The sequence below is a fragment of the Geofilum rhodophaeum genome (genome assembly GCF_002210225.1).
In the GTDB taxonomy this organism is placed as follows: Bacteria; Bacteroidota; Bacteroidia; order Bacteroidales; family Marinilabiliaceae; genus Geofilum; species Geofilum rhodophaeum.
Genome location: NZ_MWUJ01000014.1, coordinates 28,994 through 45,907, shown reverse-complemented (window position 1 = coordinate 45,907; position 16,914 = coordinate 28,994). Strand labels below are relative to the sequence as shown.

Genomic DNA, 16,914 nt, shown 5'->3' with positions numbered 1-16,914 from the left:
TATGAAGAAGAAATTATTTTCTGCCCTTAAGGGCTTGGTTTATTTTAAGCAATGGAAGCATACCGGCTATGCCGTTTTTGCTTCGCTGCGACGCGAAGTGCGCATCGGCGCCTTGGTGCTGAGTTATTTTACCTGTCTGGGCTATTTGTCGACCTTTGCCGCCACCGAAACCGATTCGATCAATACTAAAATTCGTCTCGACGAGGTGGAAGTGGCGGGGCGTCGCGCCCCAACCTTATACGCTGAGGCGGGACGGGTGGTTACTGTGCTGTCGAGGGCCCAAATCGAAAGTATGCCGGTGCAGAGTGTGCCTGAGTTGCTGCGCATGGCCGCCAGTGTGGATGTGCGGGAGCGGGGACCGCTGGGTATGCAGGCCGATGTGAGTATGCGCGGCGGGTCGTTTGATCAGGTGATGATTCTGCTCAACGGGGTTAATATTACCGATCCGCAAACCGGGCATCACGCCCTTAATTTGCCGGTAGACTTAGCGTCGATCGACCGGGTAGAGGTCCTTCAGGGTCCGGCTGCCCGGGTATATGGTCCCAATGCCTTTAATGGGGCCATTAATTTTATAACGACGGAGGCCAAAGGACAGGGCGTGGAGGTGTCGCTGCAAGGCGGCAGTCACGCCCTTTACAGTACCTCAGCGTCCGTGCGTGCCCAAAGCGGTGCTTTGGGCCATTACCTGGCGGTGCAGAAAGGAGGCAGCGACGGGTACCGGGCCAATACCGATTTTGACTTGCTGAATCTTTTTTATTCGGGTCAGTTGAAACTGGGCTCGGATAAGTTGTTGCTTCAGTTGGGCTACAACGAAAAGGATTTTGGGGCCAATTCCTTCTACTCGGCCACCTACCCCAACCAGTTTGAGGCTACCCGCACGCTGTTTGGGGCCTTGTCGATGGAAAGCGGGGGGCGCATTAAGCTGCGCCCCACTGTGTATTGGCGACGACACCACGATCGCTTTGAATTGTTCAGGAAGGGTTACGAGCGGCCCGATTGGTACCAGGGACACAATTACCACATGACCGATGTGGCAGGGGCTTCGGTCAATGCCTCTACCAGCTGGGCGGCAGGTACCACTTCGCTGGGCGGCGAGGTGAGGGGTGAGGCTGTTTGGAGCAATGTATTGGGCTTGCCTATGGATGCCCCTATGGAAGTGCCCGGCGAGCCGGAGGGCCAGTTTACGCGCCACTTTCACCGGGGCAATATTTCCATTTTTGCCGAGCACAATGTACTGCTGGGGCGCTTTAACCTTTCGGGCGGGGTCTTGCTCAACCGGGCTTCGCAGAGTGGCTATGGCCTCGATTGGTTTCCGGGCGTGGATGTCAGCTACTGGCTGTTGCCTGAGCTCAAGTGGATGGCTTCGTACAACCATTCCTTGCGCTTGCCCACTTTTACCGATTTGTTTTATTCCGGTCCCACCAACCAGGGCAACCCCAACCTGCAGCCTGAGGAGGCGCGTACCGTGGAGACTTCCTTTCGCTGGCGGCCACGAACGGCCGATGTGCAGCTGGGGGGCTTTTACCGGGTGGGTAAAAATATGATTGACTGGGGACGCCAGCCGGGGGAGGACAAATATACCACCTCGAACATTAACCGTGTGGAGGCTTTGGGACTGGAACTGGCTGCGCAGGTGGACTTGCGTGGATGGTGGTCGGAGGGTCCGCTGCAGGATTTGCGGGCGACTTATGCCTATGTCTGGCAGGATTTAGAGGCGCGCGATGGCTATGAGTCGTACTACGTGCTCGACCATCTGCGCAATAAGCTGAATGTGAGTCTGGCCCACTCCCTGGGCCTACCGGGCCTTTCGGCACAGTGGAATGTGCAGTGGCGCGATCGGGAGGGTTTTTACCGTTCGTCGCTCACCGGCTCGGATGTGGCTTACTCGCCTTTTTGGCTCACCGATGTGCGGGTGCGTTACGCCCGTTCGTGGTGGCAGGTGTATGCTGAGGTGACCAATCTGGCCGATGTGCGTTATGCCGATTTGGGCGAGCTGGAGCAGCCCGGCCGTTGGTTTAAAGTGGGCCTGCGTTGCAGGTTCCCCCGCTAGGTCGCCCCGCCCTTAATCCTGTGTAAAGACCTGCATTTCACAGTTTTTACAATCGAAAATTAAACGGTAGTTGTTTTTCCCGGACTTCAGCAGCAAGGGTGCTGCTGAAGCGCCGGGATTTTCTTTGGGGCACTGGTCGGTGGCGTGCCGAATGCAGTGCTTGGTGGTCATGACTTTTTTAGGACCCTTGGGTGCTTCCAGTTCAAAACCCGGTGCAGGGGTTTCACAGCCGTGCTGGCGGTAAAAGTCTCTGGCCAATTGGTTGGTGATGTTGCTGTGGTAATCGCTGCAGTTTTCGGGGTAGGGATGGGTGCTGCGTTGCAGCACAAAGCGTGGTGGCTCGTAGGTGGCGTCTCGCAGTTGCAGGTGCTTTTCGCCGGCTTGCCGACGCAATTGGTTGAGAAAGCCCGCGGGTAAAAAGGGGACTTGCTGCCAGTCGCACACCAGACTCTCCAACGCGAAGGGGGTGCCGCCCCATTTGGCCAGTTGTTGCTGGATTTGTTGCAGCGATTTTTCAGCCTTTTCAGCCGCTTCCGCCACAAAGGTTTGTTGTACCTCGCTTTGCAGTCCGTCTTCATCGGTCAATTGCAGACTGAAGGTGCTGCCTTGCTGTTTCAGGAGCAGTCGGATGGCTATTTTTCGGGTCTCACGACTCTTATCGACCTGCTTTTCAAAGTCGTTGTTCTGATTGCGGTAGATTACTGCTCCGGCATAAAGCTCCTGCAGCCGGTCGCCATACACCTTCTGTCCTTCCACCCGCGAGGCTCTTAGTCCCACCAGTTTCTGCTTCCGGTTTAAAAAGCAGAGTCCGTCGCCGTTGTTCAGCAGATTTCCGTTCTCCAGTTCGAAGTGGTGGGACTGTACCTTGCGTACCCGTCCTATTTTCTCGCCCAGTGATTTGGGGGTGTGGGGCGACCAGATGCTTTTTTGGCGTCCTTCCACAAAATAGGTGGTGAAGCCGCGTGAGAAGGATTTTTGTGGTTCGGGTGTGAAGGCGGTTTGCACCCTCCCGGAGGAGCTGCGACGGAGTCGGACATCCTGCTCGATGAGGTTATCGAGCAGACGCCGGTAATGGGCGGTGATGTTTTTTACATAGGCCGGATCCTTCAAACGTCCTTCAATTTTAAAGCTGCTGATGCCGGCATCCACCAACTGCTGCAGTTGGTGCGACAGGTTGAGATCCTTCAGCGACAAGAGGTGTTGATCGCGTACCAGGGTCTTGCCGTCTTCGGTCTGCAAGTCGTAGGCAAAGCGGCAGGGTTGACTGCATTCGCCACGATTGGCGCTGCGTCCGTTCAGGTGGTGACTCATGTAACATTGTCCGCTGTACGACACACACAGGGCCCCATGGATAAAGAATTCGAGCGGTACACGGGTGTTTTGGCTGATGTGGGCAATTTGTTGCAGACTGAGTTCGCGGGCCAGGACCACTTGCTGAAAACCGGCCTGTTCCAGAAATTGTACTTTCTCGAGGCTGCGGTTGTTGGTCTGCGTGCTTGCATGCAGGGGCAGGGGAGGCAGGTCCATTTGCAAAATGCCCATGTCCTGCACAATAAGGGCGTCTGCGCCCAGTTGGTAAAGTTCCCAAATGAGTTTATGCGCCGCTTCCAGTTCGTTGTCGTACAACAGGGTGTTGAGGGTGACGTACACCCGTGCCTTAAAGCGGTGGGCATAGGCAAGTAGCCGGGACAGCTCCTGAAGGGAGTTCCCGGCTTGTTTGCGTGCGCCAAATTGCGAGGCGCCTATGTAAATGGCATCTGCTCCGTGGTCTACTGCGGCAATTCCTGTGTCGGCATCTCTGGCCGGGGCCAGGAGCTCGAGCGTACGAGTTAGTCCTTCTTCCGGTAGCATCTGACCCAGTCAATTTCCATCAATCCCGGCACCTGCTTGTCCTTTGGTTCGGCTGGCAGGGTAGTGCTGAAGGTCAGGTACATGCTTTCCTGCGGAATGTTGTTGGTCTGCCGATGCACCTCCTTGCCGTTGATGCGCCAAATAAGGCTTTCGGGCGACCATTCGAGACTGTAAATAAAGAAGTTGCCGGCAAACTTAGCGCCGTTAATTTTGCGCATTTTGCTGCTCTTCTGCTCTTTTTCTCCGGTATGCAGACCGCATTCCACCAGAGAATTCTTGCGGAAAGAGGTTTTGAAGATGTCGATTTGAGGGGTCATGCTTTCGCCCACCATCCAAAAGGCATGCAAGAGGGGCCAGGCGCTGCTGAAGCGTATTTTGGCCTCGAAACGGCCGTGTTTTTGGCGAAAACTCTGGCTGGTGCTGATCAAACCTGAGCTGTAGGCAAAGGGGTGAATTAAAAAGCCGTGGGTGGTGTCCCAAACTTTGCCCTTGCTTTCTTCTTTTTTTACGTGGATGCGTGCCATACTGTCGCGCAGCTCAATGTTGTCGTCGTTGAAGTTTTGCTTGTCGCCCGCCAGTACGTAGGAGTCGTTCATCAGGGCTTTGCCCCAGTAGTAGGAGGTCATCCATTTTGAGCTGTCGAGTCGCGCACTGTCGAAGTCGTCTTCAAAAGTAATTTCCCATTTTTCAAGCTCCTTAAAGGGGTAGTTCCTTTTGGTAGCCTGATACCATTTCAGGTCCTTGTCCTTACTCAGCGCCTTATGTTCCTTTATTTGATGGTATTCCTCGCTCTGCTTGTACTCCTTGCGCTTGTATTCGCGTACTTTCTTTTGAAATTCTCCGGAGTGTACCAGAGGATCCAGTTCCTGGAAGCGTTGCAGCTTGTCCGAGGCGGCAAGGGTATTGAATCTTTCGTAGTCGCTTTGCAGACTGCTGCGTTCTGCTTCAATCTTTTTGGTGGACTTGAATTTGCTTCCCAGTTGAATTCCAAAGATATTGGCCATAGTTGGTTCGGTTTAATGAGCTTTTGCGCTAGTTGCATACGTAATAAGAACGCATGTGGTTTTAGTTTGGTGCGGCAAATTAGTAAAAAATCACGAAATGGAGTAAATTGAAATAATTTTGCGGTCGGGGTTTTGGAGATTGGTTATTTTTTATACCTTTGCCACGCAATTTTGAAACGCGAAAGTAGCTCAGTTGGTAGAGCACGACCTTGCCAAGGTCGGGGTCGCGGGTTCGAGTCCCGTCTTTCGCTCTTCTTTTGCCCAGATGGTGAAATTGGTAGACACGCCAGCTTGAGGGGCTGGTGCCGGTTTACGGCGTGCAAGTTCGAGTCTTGTTCTGGGCACAAAAAAACCTTCTAAACATCAAATGTTTAGAAGGTTTTTTTATAATCCTCAGCTGCTTCATTTCAGGCTATTTCCAGCCGTCAACCAGGGCTTTGTTTGCGTTGTACCAGGCTTTTGCTCCGGCTTCTTCGCCGTTCTTGTCCACGGCATCCATCAAAGCATACAATTGCTCCTCACTCAGTTTAAAATTCTTGAAAAACCGGGCTGCCTCAGGCTTATCTTCTTCAAAACCTTTGCGCGAAACAATGCCAATGTAGTCGGTGGGATAAACGCCCTTGGGATCTTCGAGGTACTTAAGGTCGAAGTTGGCCCACTTGTAATGAGGTTTCCATCCGGTAGCAACAATCCAAGACTCGTCTCTAACGGCTTTTTGAATGCTGGCCACCATAGCCGGTCCGCTGGAGGTGATCTGCTCAAAGTCCAGCTCGTATTCGTCGATGGCCTTAAGGGTGGCGGCATGAATGCCTGCCCCGCTGCCAATACCGATGATTTCACCATCAAATTGCTCTTTATGTGCATTCAATTCCTCAATGGAGTTGATGGGTACATAGCTGGGTACAACCAGACCGGTAGTACCGCCTTCGAATATTTTTCCCATCATAACCAAATCGTCGCCATAATCTTCCCAATAGGGCGCATGGGTGTGAGGTAACCACGCATCCAGGAAAACATCTCCTTTGGAGTTCTCCTTGGAGAGCTCGCCAAAAATCAGACCTGGTTCCAAATTGATCAGTTCCACTTCAAAACTATCTGCCTCCAGGGCAACTTTAGCCAGATGCGACATGGCGATGCCTTCTGACCAGTTGGGGTAAAGAATGGTGACTTTTACTGCGTCGTTGCCCTTTTGGCTGTTGCATGAACCAAGGCCAAAGACCATGGCTGCGGCTAAAAGCAGTCCGCTGATTTTCTTCAAATTAATCATTTTCTTCATTTTTATTTGTTTTTACGTCCGATAGATTGTGTTATTCTGTCCAGGATAATCGCCAGGATGACAATACCCAGACCCGACTCAAATCCTAAGGCTACATTGTTTTGTTGAATGCCTCTGTAAACAATGCTGCCCAATCCTCTGGCTCCCACCATGGAGGCAATCACCACCATCGACAGCGACAAAAGAATAACCTGGTTGACACCCGCCAATATGGAGGGCATGGCCAGGGGCAATTGGATTTTATACAGAATTTGTTTCTCCGTGGCACCAAAGGCATAGCCGGCTTCAATGACCTCGCCGGGCACGTTTTGTATGCCGAGTTTGGTCAGGCGCACCGCCGGTGGCAAGGAAAAAATGATGGTGGCTATTACACCCGGGGTGTTGCCTACGCTGAAAAAGAAGATGGCCGGAATCAGATAGACAAAGGCCGGCATGGTCTGCATAAAATCCAGCAGGGGCCTGATCAGGGTGTCTGCCCATTTGCTGCGGGCGGTCCATATTCCAATGGGTATGCCCAGCAGCAAGGCAATCAGGGTAGCCACCAAAACCAGGGTGGTGGTTTGTATGGTTTCCTTCCAATAGCCCATCAAATAGATGAGGAGGAAGCCAAAAATGATGAACCCGGCAATGCCGACTCCCTTTTTGAATCCTGCCCGGGTGAAACTTTTGGTTCCCGCATTAAGATAGTAGGCAAAGGCCGCAACAAGCAAGATGATGATCCAAAAGGGGGTGGCCAGTAAGCCGTCGTTCATGGTGTCGACGGTCCACGAAATGCCCTCATCAATGGCCGACCACAAAAAGGAAAAATTGCTTTCGAGTGCATTGATCCCTTGCTCGATGTGTTTTCCTAAATCGATTACTTTGTCCATTTGAATAGTTCTTTAGCTTGTTCCTGTAAATCCTTAATCTCCTTTTTGTCGTATTTGGTGGCTTCGATAATGATGGAGGTCTGAGAGACGATGCCCTCGAGTCTGCCATCCTTCTCATCCACCACCGCCAGGGGAGAGCGCATCCCGGAAATCAGGGGCAACATGTCTTCAACGGTGAACTCCTTTTGCACACTGTGGACCTCCGTCTTGATGGCCTCATCAATTTTTTGCGTCTTGTTTTTGGTGAGCTCAATGAGATCGTTGAGCCACACAAAACCCAAAAACTTTTTGTGCTTATCCACCACGGGGAGTACATCCAGCGAGGCCGAGCGCATCTTGCGAAGGGCGACTTCCGGGCCGTCTTTTTCGTACTGCACAACGGTTGGTTTTTTGAACATGAGCGACTCTGCCGTGATGATGGTCTTGCGATCCACCTTCTCCACAAAAGCCTCTACATATTCGCTGGCCGGATGCGTCATTATCTCCTCGGCGTTACCAATTTGCTCAATTACCCCATCTTTCATAATCACGATGCGGTCGCCCAGCTTAATGGCTTCGTCCAAATCGTGGGTAATAAAGACGATGGTTTTTTGAACCTTTTCCTGAATGGCCAGCAGCTCATCCTGCATGTCGGATTTAATGAGCGGGTCCAGGGCCGAAAAAGCTTCATCCATCAGCAACACCTCCGGATCGTTGGCCAAAGCTCTGGCCAGTCCCACCCGCTGCTGCATACCTCCCGACAACTCAGAAGGATATTGGTTTTCGTATCCTTGCAGTCCCACCGTCTCCAAAGCTTTTTGCGCTTTGGCCAAGCGGCTTTCCTTATCTTCGCCCCGTATTTCGAGGCCGAAGGCTGCATTCTCAATAATGCTGCGGTGCGGCAACAAGCCGAAGTTTTGAAATACCATACTCATTTCGGTACGGCGCGTTTCCAAAAGCTCGTTGTTGGTCTCCTTGGTAATGTCCTGACCGTTGAGCCATACCTGGCCATCGGTGGGCTTACGCAGACGGTTTAAGCAACGGATCAAGGTTGACTTTCCGCTGCCCGAAAGGCCCATTACCACAAATATTTCGCCCTCGTAAACCTCAAAATTGGCCTTGCTGACCCCAATGGTACACTTCGTTTTTTCCAGGATCTCGGTCTTTGAGTGTCCCTTGTTGAGCATGTCCAGGGCCTGCGCTTTATTCTTTCCGAAAATAAGCGTCAGATCCTTGACCGCAATTTTTACGTTTCTGTTCGTTTCAGCCATAATTAAAAGTAATAACCTAGATTAATGTTGAAACGCTTTTCCCAGTTGGCATCGGGATTGCCCTCAGCCAATCCGTCGGTCCAGGTATCGCCACCCAGCCAGGCATTGTTCTTACCCATGGCGTAGTCCACATAGGTGTAAATACTGCCTGCGGTGATCATCATTCCGGGAATGAGGTGGTGGGTGGTTTCAAAACCGGCTGCGGCTTTATTTATCAAAGAATAGTCGATATAGGGTTGAATGCTCGAAATGGGGCCCCATTCTACCGGAATGGTGTAGGCGGCACCAGCTACCAGCATGCTGGCCTCGGCAGCAACATTGTAGTTGTAGGCATAAGCACCCATTTGGATTTTGTCAAGGGTGTTGCCGGCATTATCTTTGGCAGCATAGTTGTAGTAAATGTACTCTCCCTTAAAGTTGAAGTTGCCGTAGTTGGCCTCCAGGTGAGCAGCAAAAGCCGTTGACCATTCGCCTTCTTCTAAAACATCGTTATAAATTTCGCCGAATTGGCCGGACAGGCCGACTTCCATTTCGTCGCTGAGCATGTAGGCTGCCCTGAGGTTAAATTGGTTCAACTCTCGAATGGAGGCCTCCTCAGAAGGGGTAATGTCGTAGGAATAGCGCGAGGCATTTTGATCCAAATATTCATCGCCGGCGCCAATTCCTCCATTGAATTCGGGCTGGCGGAAATAAGCGAAATTAAGTTCCAGGTTTTCGATGCCCGTATAGTCAAAGTTGATTCCCATGTCGTAATCGTCCTCCAGACCAACATAGTAGGGGATCTGGAAAAAGTAGTTGTGCGAAGCAAAACTTGTGATCCCGAAGGGCACCTGAGAAACTCCCAGTTTCATATACAGGTCTTCATTAAACCCATAACCCAGGTAGCCGTGATGCAGAAAGTGATAATCTCCCGTAGGATAAAAACGGTATTCAAAACTGAGGTCGACTCCGGCGGTGCGGGCATCGACATTAAGGCGCCAGGTATCCAGGGTGGCCTCCGGCTGGGTGGCATTATCTACCCAGCTTTTGTCGAAGACGTTAAAACGGAGTGCGCCGCCAAATTTAACGTAGTCTTCTTTTTGTGCATTTGCACCAATGCCTGCCAGAATAAAAAGCAGAAGTAAACTTCTCTTGAAATTCATATAAATATATTTTGGTTAATACTAAATACGACAATTCCTGTTCTAAAGTCAAACAGGGGAGGTGTGATGAGCAGTGAACCAGATAGATCGTTCAATAAAGTGTAGGAGGTACGTACCTTCCCGATTGAACCTTCAAAATGAGAGAGAGACTGGTGATGAAGTGTGTGCTGTTTTTGGTTTCATGCATAACAGCCTGCAAATATAAGGTTTTAAAAGGACAAACGGAAATTTGACCTTTGGGATCCTTCGTTGGAAAATAAAACAGGCGGTCCCGGAGGACCGCCTGTTGGTGTTTAAGAAAAGAGAGAGATACAAAATTAATAACCACTGTTTTGCCAAAAACCTGTGCCAGGGGTATTGCTTTCGTTGGTAATGGCATCGAATTGGGCCTGTGGAATGGGGCGCAGGAGATGGTTGGCAGTAACCTGTCCACCAGCCTGGGCATTGTAAGCTTTCACCCGGTCAACCAAGGTACGTGTACGCTTGAGGTCGAACCAGCGCTGCTGCTCGCCGCAAAGCTCCAAAGCACGCTCGTGTAACACGGTTTCGAGAGTTGCCGTTCCACTCAGTTTGTTGGCTTCTTCCTGACCCTCAATGGCTCTAACCTCACGCAGTTCGTTCAAGGTTTCCAGGGCACTTCCGTTGCCGGTGTACAGCTGACATTCGGCCTTAATAAGATACATTTCAGCCAGGCGCAGTACAATGGCATCGCGGTGCGAGATGTCGGGCGTCGGGTAGTTGGGATCCCAAACGTCGTTCTGGAATTTTTTGATGCCCGGGAAAGAACACCATCCACCAATTTTATAGGTGTTGTAGCGATCGTCTCCATAAACATCAGAAGTCTCCTTGGCGGCTTCAGTGGGTAGGGCGAAGGCCGGATCCATAGAGGTGTACAAGGGAATATCACCGCCAGCCATAAATTGTACCCGGTAACGATCCTTTGCCCAGGCCTGTAGTGCTTGCCCTTCCGGAGAATTGCCGTCGAGCGGAGCATAGTAGATTGCGGTATCCTGAATGCTGGGATACTTTTGGGCGCTTCCTTCCAAACCCGGTGCAATGGTATAGGCATTTTGCAACGTGGCTTCGGGCCGCTGGTCGGTTGCACGTATTTCTTCCAGAGATTGGAACAAATACAGAGAAGGTAAATAGCGGGTAAAACCCCGGCTGTAGGGAGAGTAGTATTCTGCCACCCAAACTTTTTCGCCGGTAACGGAGTGGGTAATGTAGAAGGTGCTTTCGCCCAGGGCTCTGACAAAGACTTCTTTGCCGTTCCCACCAAGATCTGAGGCGCCGTTGTTCCACATTCCGGCAAACATCAGAACCATTGCGCTGCCACCGCGACCGTAACCGGTACGGGTAATCAGACCGTTGTAATCAAGCGGGTCGCCACTGTTGTTCTTGCGATATCTCTTGGGTATGGTGTTGGCCGGACCAGATACATCGGGGGAGTAGGAGATGCCCCAAATGGCTTCCTGGTTTTGGCGAATGTCTTCGTTGGCCATGGTCCAGGTGTCTGAATAGTTGTCGTAGAAACTGGCAATGCCACTTCCAATAACAGCTTCTGCTTCTGCTTGCGCTTTTTCGTACAAGTTCCCGCTGTAATCGCCACCGAGACTGCTTTCACCAAGCCAGGAGGCAGCGTAGAGCAGTACTCTGGCTTTTAATGCCCGGGCGGCCCAGTAATTGGCACGTCCTTCGGTCTTAATGTTGTACCCAGCGGCATCAAATAAGCGGATGGCTTCGTCCAAATCGGCCAACATGTTGCTGTAGATCACTTCTTCAGAGACGCGCTCGGGGGCATAGATGATTTCGGACTGGGGCTGGTCGTTGTAAGGAATGGGGCCCCAGATATTCACCATGTGCCAGTAATAGAAGGCGCGCATAAAGTAGGCTTCGGCCATAAACTGGTCCTTTTTGGTGTCGTTGATGAATTCATTCACCGGCACATACTTCAAAGCCCGGTTACAAACATCTACCGCACTGTAAAAAAGTTCCCAGTATTGGTCCAGACAGGCATTGTCGGAGGTATTGCCATCCAAACTTTCTGCAGTAAGGTTGTAGGAGTTCAGCGACTTTTGCTTGTTGTCGTACCCATAGTAAAACAAATCGGTTCCCATTTCGGAAAGCCCCAGGCCTGCTTCTTTGCCATACCAACCGCGGGCAAAAGAATAGGTGTTGGCTACCAGCCCTTCAATTCCGGAGGCTGTTGAAAACGCCAACTCCGGAGCAGCGCCGACCTTCACTTCTTCTTCCAGGTAATCGGAACAGGAAGAGGCCGCCAGAATGAGCGCTGAAGCTGCAAAGGATATCAATATTTTCTTCATCATTTTCAATTATTTAAGTGATTGTGATTAAAACTGTACGCTTAGACCAAACACCAATTGCTTGGCCAGCGGGAAGTTAACAGAGCCGCCACGTTCGGGGTCGTAATTGTCGATGCTGCTGAAGGTAAAGTAGTTCTTCAGTGATCCGTAAACCCGAACCTTGCTTAAACCCACGGTCGAAAGCGCATTAAGGGGTAAATTGTAGCCCAGAGTAATGTCCTTTATTTTTACGTAATTGGCTTCCTCGTAAAGCAGGGCTGAACCATAGGTGGCATGCATTGAGCTGGCAGAGCCGGGGTTAGGGAATTTGGCTCCCCTGTTGTCCAGCGTCCAGTAATCCAAATCGCCCCAGTTGGCTGATTCAAAGTTCAGTTGCGAATTCATCCCGTATTCGAGGTAGCCACCCAGTCGGGCATAAACCAAAACCGATAAGTCGAATTGGCCTACTGTAAGACTGTTGTTCATACCTAAAATGTGCTTGGGCGATCGGTTGTAGGTGATTTTATCGTCGTCGTCCAATTGGCCATCGTTGTTTTGGTCAACAATCTTGATGGTACCGGGGGCGCCGTAGCCTGAGGCGTAGTTAGCAGTCTGATCCGGATTTTTAGTATTCCAATCGGCAAGGTAGTCGTCGAATTCACCTACATCCCAGTTGCCGTCTGCTTCATAGTCGTAAAAAACCGATACGGGCTCTCCCACGATGTGGGCCTGGCGACCAAACTGGTTTTTAGTAAGGCCATCACCAATGGCTACCACCTCGTCGGAGAAGGTACTGTACGACCAGTTGATGTTGTAGGTAATAAAGCTGTTACGTATCACATCGGTGTTGAGTCCTATTTCTATACCATTGGCCTTGGTCTCACCAATGTTGTCGATGATGCTGGGATAGGTAGAAGAAGGAGGAGCGCTTTTGAAGTACAGCAAATCGTAGGTGCTGCTGCTCCAAATGTCGATGTTACCAGAAACCCGGTTGTTGAACAATCCGAAGTCGATACCAATGTTTGTAGCCTTGGTTGTCTCCCATTTGAGCTGATCGTTGCCAAAGTTATCGGGAATGTTGAAAGCGACGTCGCTTCCATTCATATAGTAATACGATTGCCTTTGACTTAAAGTCCCCAGGGTTTGATAGGGCTCAATGGCTGAGTTTCCGGTAATCCCCCAGGACGCGCGCAGTTTCAGGTTGGTGAGATAGGTTCTGGTTCCCTCCATAAAGCGCTCTTCGTTGATTCGCCATGCAGCTGAAACCGACGGGAAAGAACTCCACTTGTTGCCTTCGGCCAAGGGAGAGGCACCATCGGCGCGCATGGAAACGGTAAGCAAATACTTGTTGTCGAGCTGGTAATTAATCCGTCCGAAGTACGAAAGGTGATTGATCTTTTCCCAATCGCTGGTGGGCGGGGTCAGCTGTGCAATTTTGCTCAGATCGTAAAAGGTGCTGTTGTAATAATGCTCAGGACCGGCATCTCCTTGAACCATACTTTGCTCATAAACCGACTGATCCATACTTTGTCCCAGCATAGCGGTTAAGTCGTGGCGGTCGCTGCCTAAAGAGGTGTTGTACGACAGTACATTCTCCCAAGTGTATTTGGTACGAACTTGATTTTCGTTGGAGATGTAGCTTGTTCTTGTGGATTGGGCACGTCCAACGCTGTTGTAATCCTGGTAAGTACCGCGACGCATATTGTTGCGGTCCAATCCAAAGTTTGATCTGAAAAGGAGGCCTTCAATGGGGCTGATCTCAACATAGTAATTACCAAAGAGGCGAGTGCTTTCCGTATTTCTTGAATAGGCGCCATCTACCTCGTCGAGCAGTGGGTTCACGTGGGCTGCATACCTGGGGTTGGGTGTTTCAATAATCTCGCCATCCTGGGTATAAGCATGTGCAATACTGGTCATTTTAAGGGCTTGACCAAATACACTGGAGTTGCGGGCATCATGGTCGCGGTAAGTAACCAGCAAGCTACCACCCGTTTTAATGTAGTCGTTGATTTTGTGATCAACACTCATTCGGCCGTTGTAACGTCCCAATTTGTCGTTTTTCATGAGTCCCTCTTCAAACATTGCACCTGCCGAAAGGCTGAAGGTGGTGTTTTTTTCACCTCCGGTAACCGAGAGCTCATAGTTTTGGGTAACGCCATTTTGCAGAATCATGTCCAACCAGTCGGTGTAGGAATTGTTGTTGTAAACATCCATTTCGGTAAAATCTTCTCCTTCTTCTGTCAGGACTTGTTCAACGCTTAGGTTGCTGGTGCCCCAGTTGCCCGATTCGGCATCGGCCATGTAGTTGCCGCGATCAATCCAGCGCTGTACTTCTTTACGCCCATACATTACCTGAGGAACGTGTGTGGGCTGATTGGAAGAGATAAAGCTGTTGAAAGTTACCCTGGATTGTCCTGCCTCTCCTTTTTTGGTGGTGATAAGAATAACCCCGTTGGCACCCCGGCTACCATAAATAGCGGTAGAGGAAGCATCCTTGAGGATGTCCATCGATTCGATGTCGGAGGGGTTGATGTCGAGGGTTGAGCCGTACTCAATACCATCTACCAAAATAAGTGGCGAGTTGGAGGCAGTTAACGAACGGTTACCGCGCAGGTTGATGCTGACGCCGGAACCTGCTTCGCCCGATGATTGCTGAATATCAACTCCGGGCACCTTGGCCTGTATGGCCTGCATGGCGTTGCTGGAGGTGATTTTGGCAATTTCTTCGGAATCCACCGAGCCTACCGAACCGGTAAGGTCTTTTCTGCGTACCACGCCGTAACCAATGGCTACGACTTCGTCCAAGCCAATAAAGTCTTCCTGGAGGGTGACATTTAATGTGCTTTGGTTGTTGACCGGTACGGTGAGATGCTGAAAACCAATGAAGGAATAGAACAGTGAAGCGGTCTGGGGATTGGGTACCTCCAGATTGTACTGACCGTTAATATCGGTGATGGTTCCTACTGTGGTTCCTTCAATAAGTACGTTTACTCCTGGCAGAGGAACGCCGCCGGAATCGCTGACGGTACCGCTAACGGTGAGTGAAGATTGTGCAAACACCATGGTGGAGAACAGAAGCGCTCCGGCCAGTGTCATGCATTTAAGCAGTGTTTTTCTCATGTTGATTAGAATTTAAGATTTGTCATTTACTTTTGCTGCTTTAAGGGATTCACAACAAAAATTACGGATTATTCACAAATCTAGAAAGGCTTTTCTGTCTTTATGGGTGTTTTTTTGACGAATAATGGTGGTTGAATTAACACCGGTGCTGTTTTTATATGGCTCTGAATTTGTTCTGTGTGGTGCTTCCTGTGCGGTATTCCGGGCGTTTGGGGTAGATGAATGTGCTCTGTTTTGATATTTTGATTGGTTAAAATAAATCAAAATGTGTATCGTATCGATAAGAGTTTTGAGTGGGAACAGAGGTGTCCAGTAGCAAAAAAAACGTTCAGCATGCTGAACGTTTTTATCGGTTTTTTCGAAGCTTGTCTCTCTCAGAACTTGTTCCGATGCACACGCTCGGGCAGGAGGTATTCTTCAGAGTAAGGCGCGCGTTCCTTTTCCTTATAGCCTAAAGCAATGATGGAGGCTACTTCGAAACCTGCTGGTGCCTTAAGCTGGTTTTTGACATATTCGCCGGCACTTTCCTTTTCGTTGTGCAGGCGTTGGCGAATCTGAATCCAGGTAGAGCCGAGTCCCAGGTCTTCGGCAGTTATTTGCATCAGAATGGCCGCAATGGCACAATCCTCTACCCAAACATCGCTCTTTGAAGGGTCGGCCAGTACCACGATGGCCAGTGGCGCTTCTGCCAAAAAGGCGGAGCCATGCGGCTTGCATTCGGACAGCTTACCCAATAGTTGCGGGTTGTCAACCACCACAAAGTGCCAGGGGCGGTTGTTTTTGGAGGTGGGGGACCATAAAGCCGCTTTAAGCAGGCTTTCTACCTTATAGTCTTCCACGGGCTGGGCGGTAAATTTTCTACAGCTTCGGCGCTTTTGTATGCACTGAAGTACCTTGTTGGATAAGTTGGCTGGTTTTTCCATTAGGCTTAATTTAGGGGATGTTATTGGTTCTTCAGCGCTTGCAGTTTGTTTTTCATCGCATTGGCTTCGTTACGCATTTCCAGACGGGTGTAGGTGTTGACCAGGTAGCCTACATACAATTTGTTTTCGGGTTGCAGCTGATGCAACTTTTCAAGCAAGTCGCGGGCCGTTCTGAAATCTGTGGAAATTTTCTTCAATTCGCGGCGCAAATAGGCATAAGTCGTGTAGTTGGCATTGCGGTTGTACTTGGTCATTTCGTCCTGGTACCAGTTCTCAGCCTTATGGTAATAATAGTCGGCTTTAAAAAAGAGGGCCCCCTCGTGCTTGTCGTCCACAGTCAGAATCTGGTCGTTCAGTTTCAGCGCCTCACTCTTTTTATCCAGCTTATCCAGCACCTCTACCTGCGCGTACATCAAATCCGGATCGTTTAAGGACTGCAATAGCGGCCAAACAGCAGCGGCTTCTTCATAACTGCCCAGTTGCTGGTGCAAGGCAAATTGACGCTTGTAGGCACTGAGTTTATGGCTTTCTTCAGTCAGCGAGGGCAGGTTGTCCGACCAAAAAGCAAGTTCTTCGGCCGATCGGCCCAACTCCTGCAGGTTTTTACCCGCCATCATCAGCGTGGCGCCATCAAGCGCAGTCTCGATTTGTTGAAAAAGTTGGGCGGATTGTTCGTAATTGCCACTCTGGTGTGCCGCCTGAGCGGCCACCAGCAAGGTGGCATCGGATAGGGGGAGCTTCCCCTTTATGCTTAATGCTTCAACTTCATTGAAACGCTCCAAAACCTGGCTGTACTGTTCCTGCCGGAACAAAGTGTTCATTTCATCTTCGAGCGAGGTGATCTTCTTAACGGGACTACAGGCCGCCAAAACGACGAGGGACAACAACAATACATTCTTAAACATTCGCATCTTACTTTCTTTATTTGTGAGGTTAATATACTGCAAAGTTTGCACCAAACAGCGCAGACCGGTAAAAATAATCAGTATCTGCGGTGTTTACAAGCGTAGAGACGGCTTTACGCTAAGGGGACATAATTTAGATTAAAAAATACTTGTGAGACTCAGTCGCTTAGCTGTGACCCTCAAAATATTTGTGCAAAGCTTGCGGTTTGTAGCGCAAAAGT

At 50.3% G+C, this 16,914-nt stretch carries 11 protein-coding genes and 2 tRNA genes; 3 read left to right on the top strand and 10 right to left on the bottom strand.

What is annotated here, in order from left to right; all coding sequences use genetic code 11:
* The first annotated feature begins 1 nt into the window (after nt 1).
* The gene (locus tag B4W65_RS12545; RefSeq protein ID WP_088655509.1) at nt 2-2,050 is read left to right on the top strand and encodes a TonB-dependent receptor; all 2,049 of its coding nucleotides are present in this window, start codon (nt 2-4) and stop codon (nt 2,048-2,050) included.
* Between the two features lie 12 nt (nt 2,051-2,062).
* Here B4W65_RS12545 and B4W65_RS12540 read toward each other — a convergent pair whose 3' ends face one another.
* Both B4W65_RS12540 and B4W65_RS12535 read right to left on the bottom strand, forming a co-directional pair.
* A complete protein-coding gene (locus B4W65_RS12540; protein ID WP_088655508.1) occupies nt 2,063-3,901 on the bottom strand; it encodes a peptidase U32 family protein in 1,839 nt (612 codons plus the stop codon).
* The gene (locus tag B4W65_RS12535; RefSeq protein ID WP_088655507.1) at nt 3,880-4,905 is read right to left on the bottom strand and encodes a glycoside hydrolase family 16 protein; all 1,026 of its coding nucleotides are present in this window, start codon (nt 4,903-4,905) and stop codon (nt 3,880-3,882) included. Before B4W65_RS12535 ends, B4W65_RS12540 begins: the two co-directional genes overlap by 22 nt.
* A gap of 178 nt (nt 4,906-5,083) precedes the next feature.
* On the opposite strand from B4W65_RS12535, the gene B4W65_RS12530 reads away from it, so the two are divergent.
* Nucleotides 5,084-5,156 (top strand) — tRNA-Gly (locus tag B4W65_RS12530).
* 8 nt (nt 5,157-5,164) lie between these two features.
* Nucleotides 5,165-5,249, top strand: a tRNA-Leu gene (locus tag B4W65_RS12525).
* 68 nt (nt 5,250-5,317) lie between these two features.
* On the opposite strand, the gene B4W65_RS12520 is transcribed toward B4W65_RS12525, so the two are convergent.
* The 8 genes from B4W65_RS12520 to B4W65_RS12480 form a co-directional block, all read right to left on the bottom strand.
* The gene (locus B4W65_RS12520; protein WP_205741274.1) at nt 5,318-6,181 is read right to left on the bottom strand and encodes a glycine betaine ABC transporter substrate-binding protein; all 864 of its coding nucleotides are present in this window, start codon (nt 6,179-6,181) and stop codon (nt 5,318-5,320) included.
* Between the two features lie 2 nt (nt 6,182-6,183).
* On the bottom strand, nt 6,184-7,050 hold the full coding sequence (locus B4W65_RS12515) for an ABC transporter permease (protein WP_088655506.1): 867 nt from the start codon (nt 7,048-7,050) through the stop codon (nt 6,184-6,186).
* Nucleotides 7,038-8,300 (bottom strand): quaternary amine ABC transporter ATP-binding protein, encoded by a 1,263-nt coding sequence (locus B4W65_RS12510; protein ID WP_088655505.1) that lies wholly within the window; start codon nt 8,298-8,300, stop codon nt 7,038-7,040. Before B4W65_RS12510 ends, B4W65_RS12515 begins: the two co-directional genes overlap by 13 nt.
* A gap of 2 nt (nt 8,301-8,302) precedes the next feature.
* Nucleotides 8,303-9,442 (bottom strand): hypothetical protein, encoded by a 1,140-nt coding sequence (locus tag B4W65_RS12505; RefSeq protein WP_088655504.1) that lies wholly within the window; start codon nt 9,440-9,442, stop codon nt 8,303-8,305.
* A gap of 317 nt (nt 9,443-9,759) precedes the next feature.
* The gene (locus B4W65_RS12495) at nt 9,760-11,769 is read right to left on the bottom strand and encodes a RagB/SusD family nutrient uptake outer membrane protein (RefSeq protein ID WP_088655502.1); all 2,010 of its coding nucleotides are present in this window, start codon (nt 11,767-11,769) and stop codon (nt 9,760-9,762) included.
* Nucleotides 11,770-11,793: 24 nt separating this feature from the next.
* Nucleotides 11,794-14,865, bottom strand: a complete 3,072-nt coding sequence (locus tag B4W65_RS12490) for a SusC/RagA family TonB-linked outer membrane protein (protein ID WP_205741273.1) — start codon at nt 14,863-14,865, stop codon at nt 11,794-11,796.
* Between the two features lie 374 nt (nt 14,866-15,239).
* Nucleotides 15,240-15,788 carry a nitroreductase family protein gene (locus B4W65_RS12485; RefSeq protein ID WP_088655500.1) on the bottom strand — a complete coding sequence of 183 codons (549 nt, stop codon included), beginning with the start codon at nt 15,786-15,788 and terminating at the stop codon, nt 15,240-15,242.
* A 20-nt stretch (nt 15,789-15,808) separates the two neighbouring features.
* Complete coding sequence (locus B4W65_RS12480; protein WP_146697785.1) at nt 15,809-16,699, bottom strand: tetratricopeptide repeat protein; 891 nt, start codon at nt 16,697-16,699, stop codon at nt 15,809-15,811.
* Nucleotides 16,700-16,914: the final 215 nt, after the last annotated feature.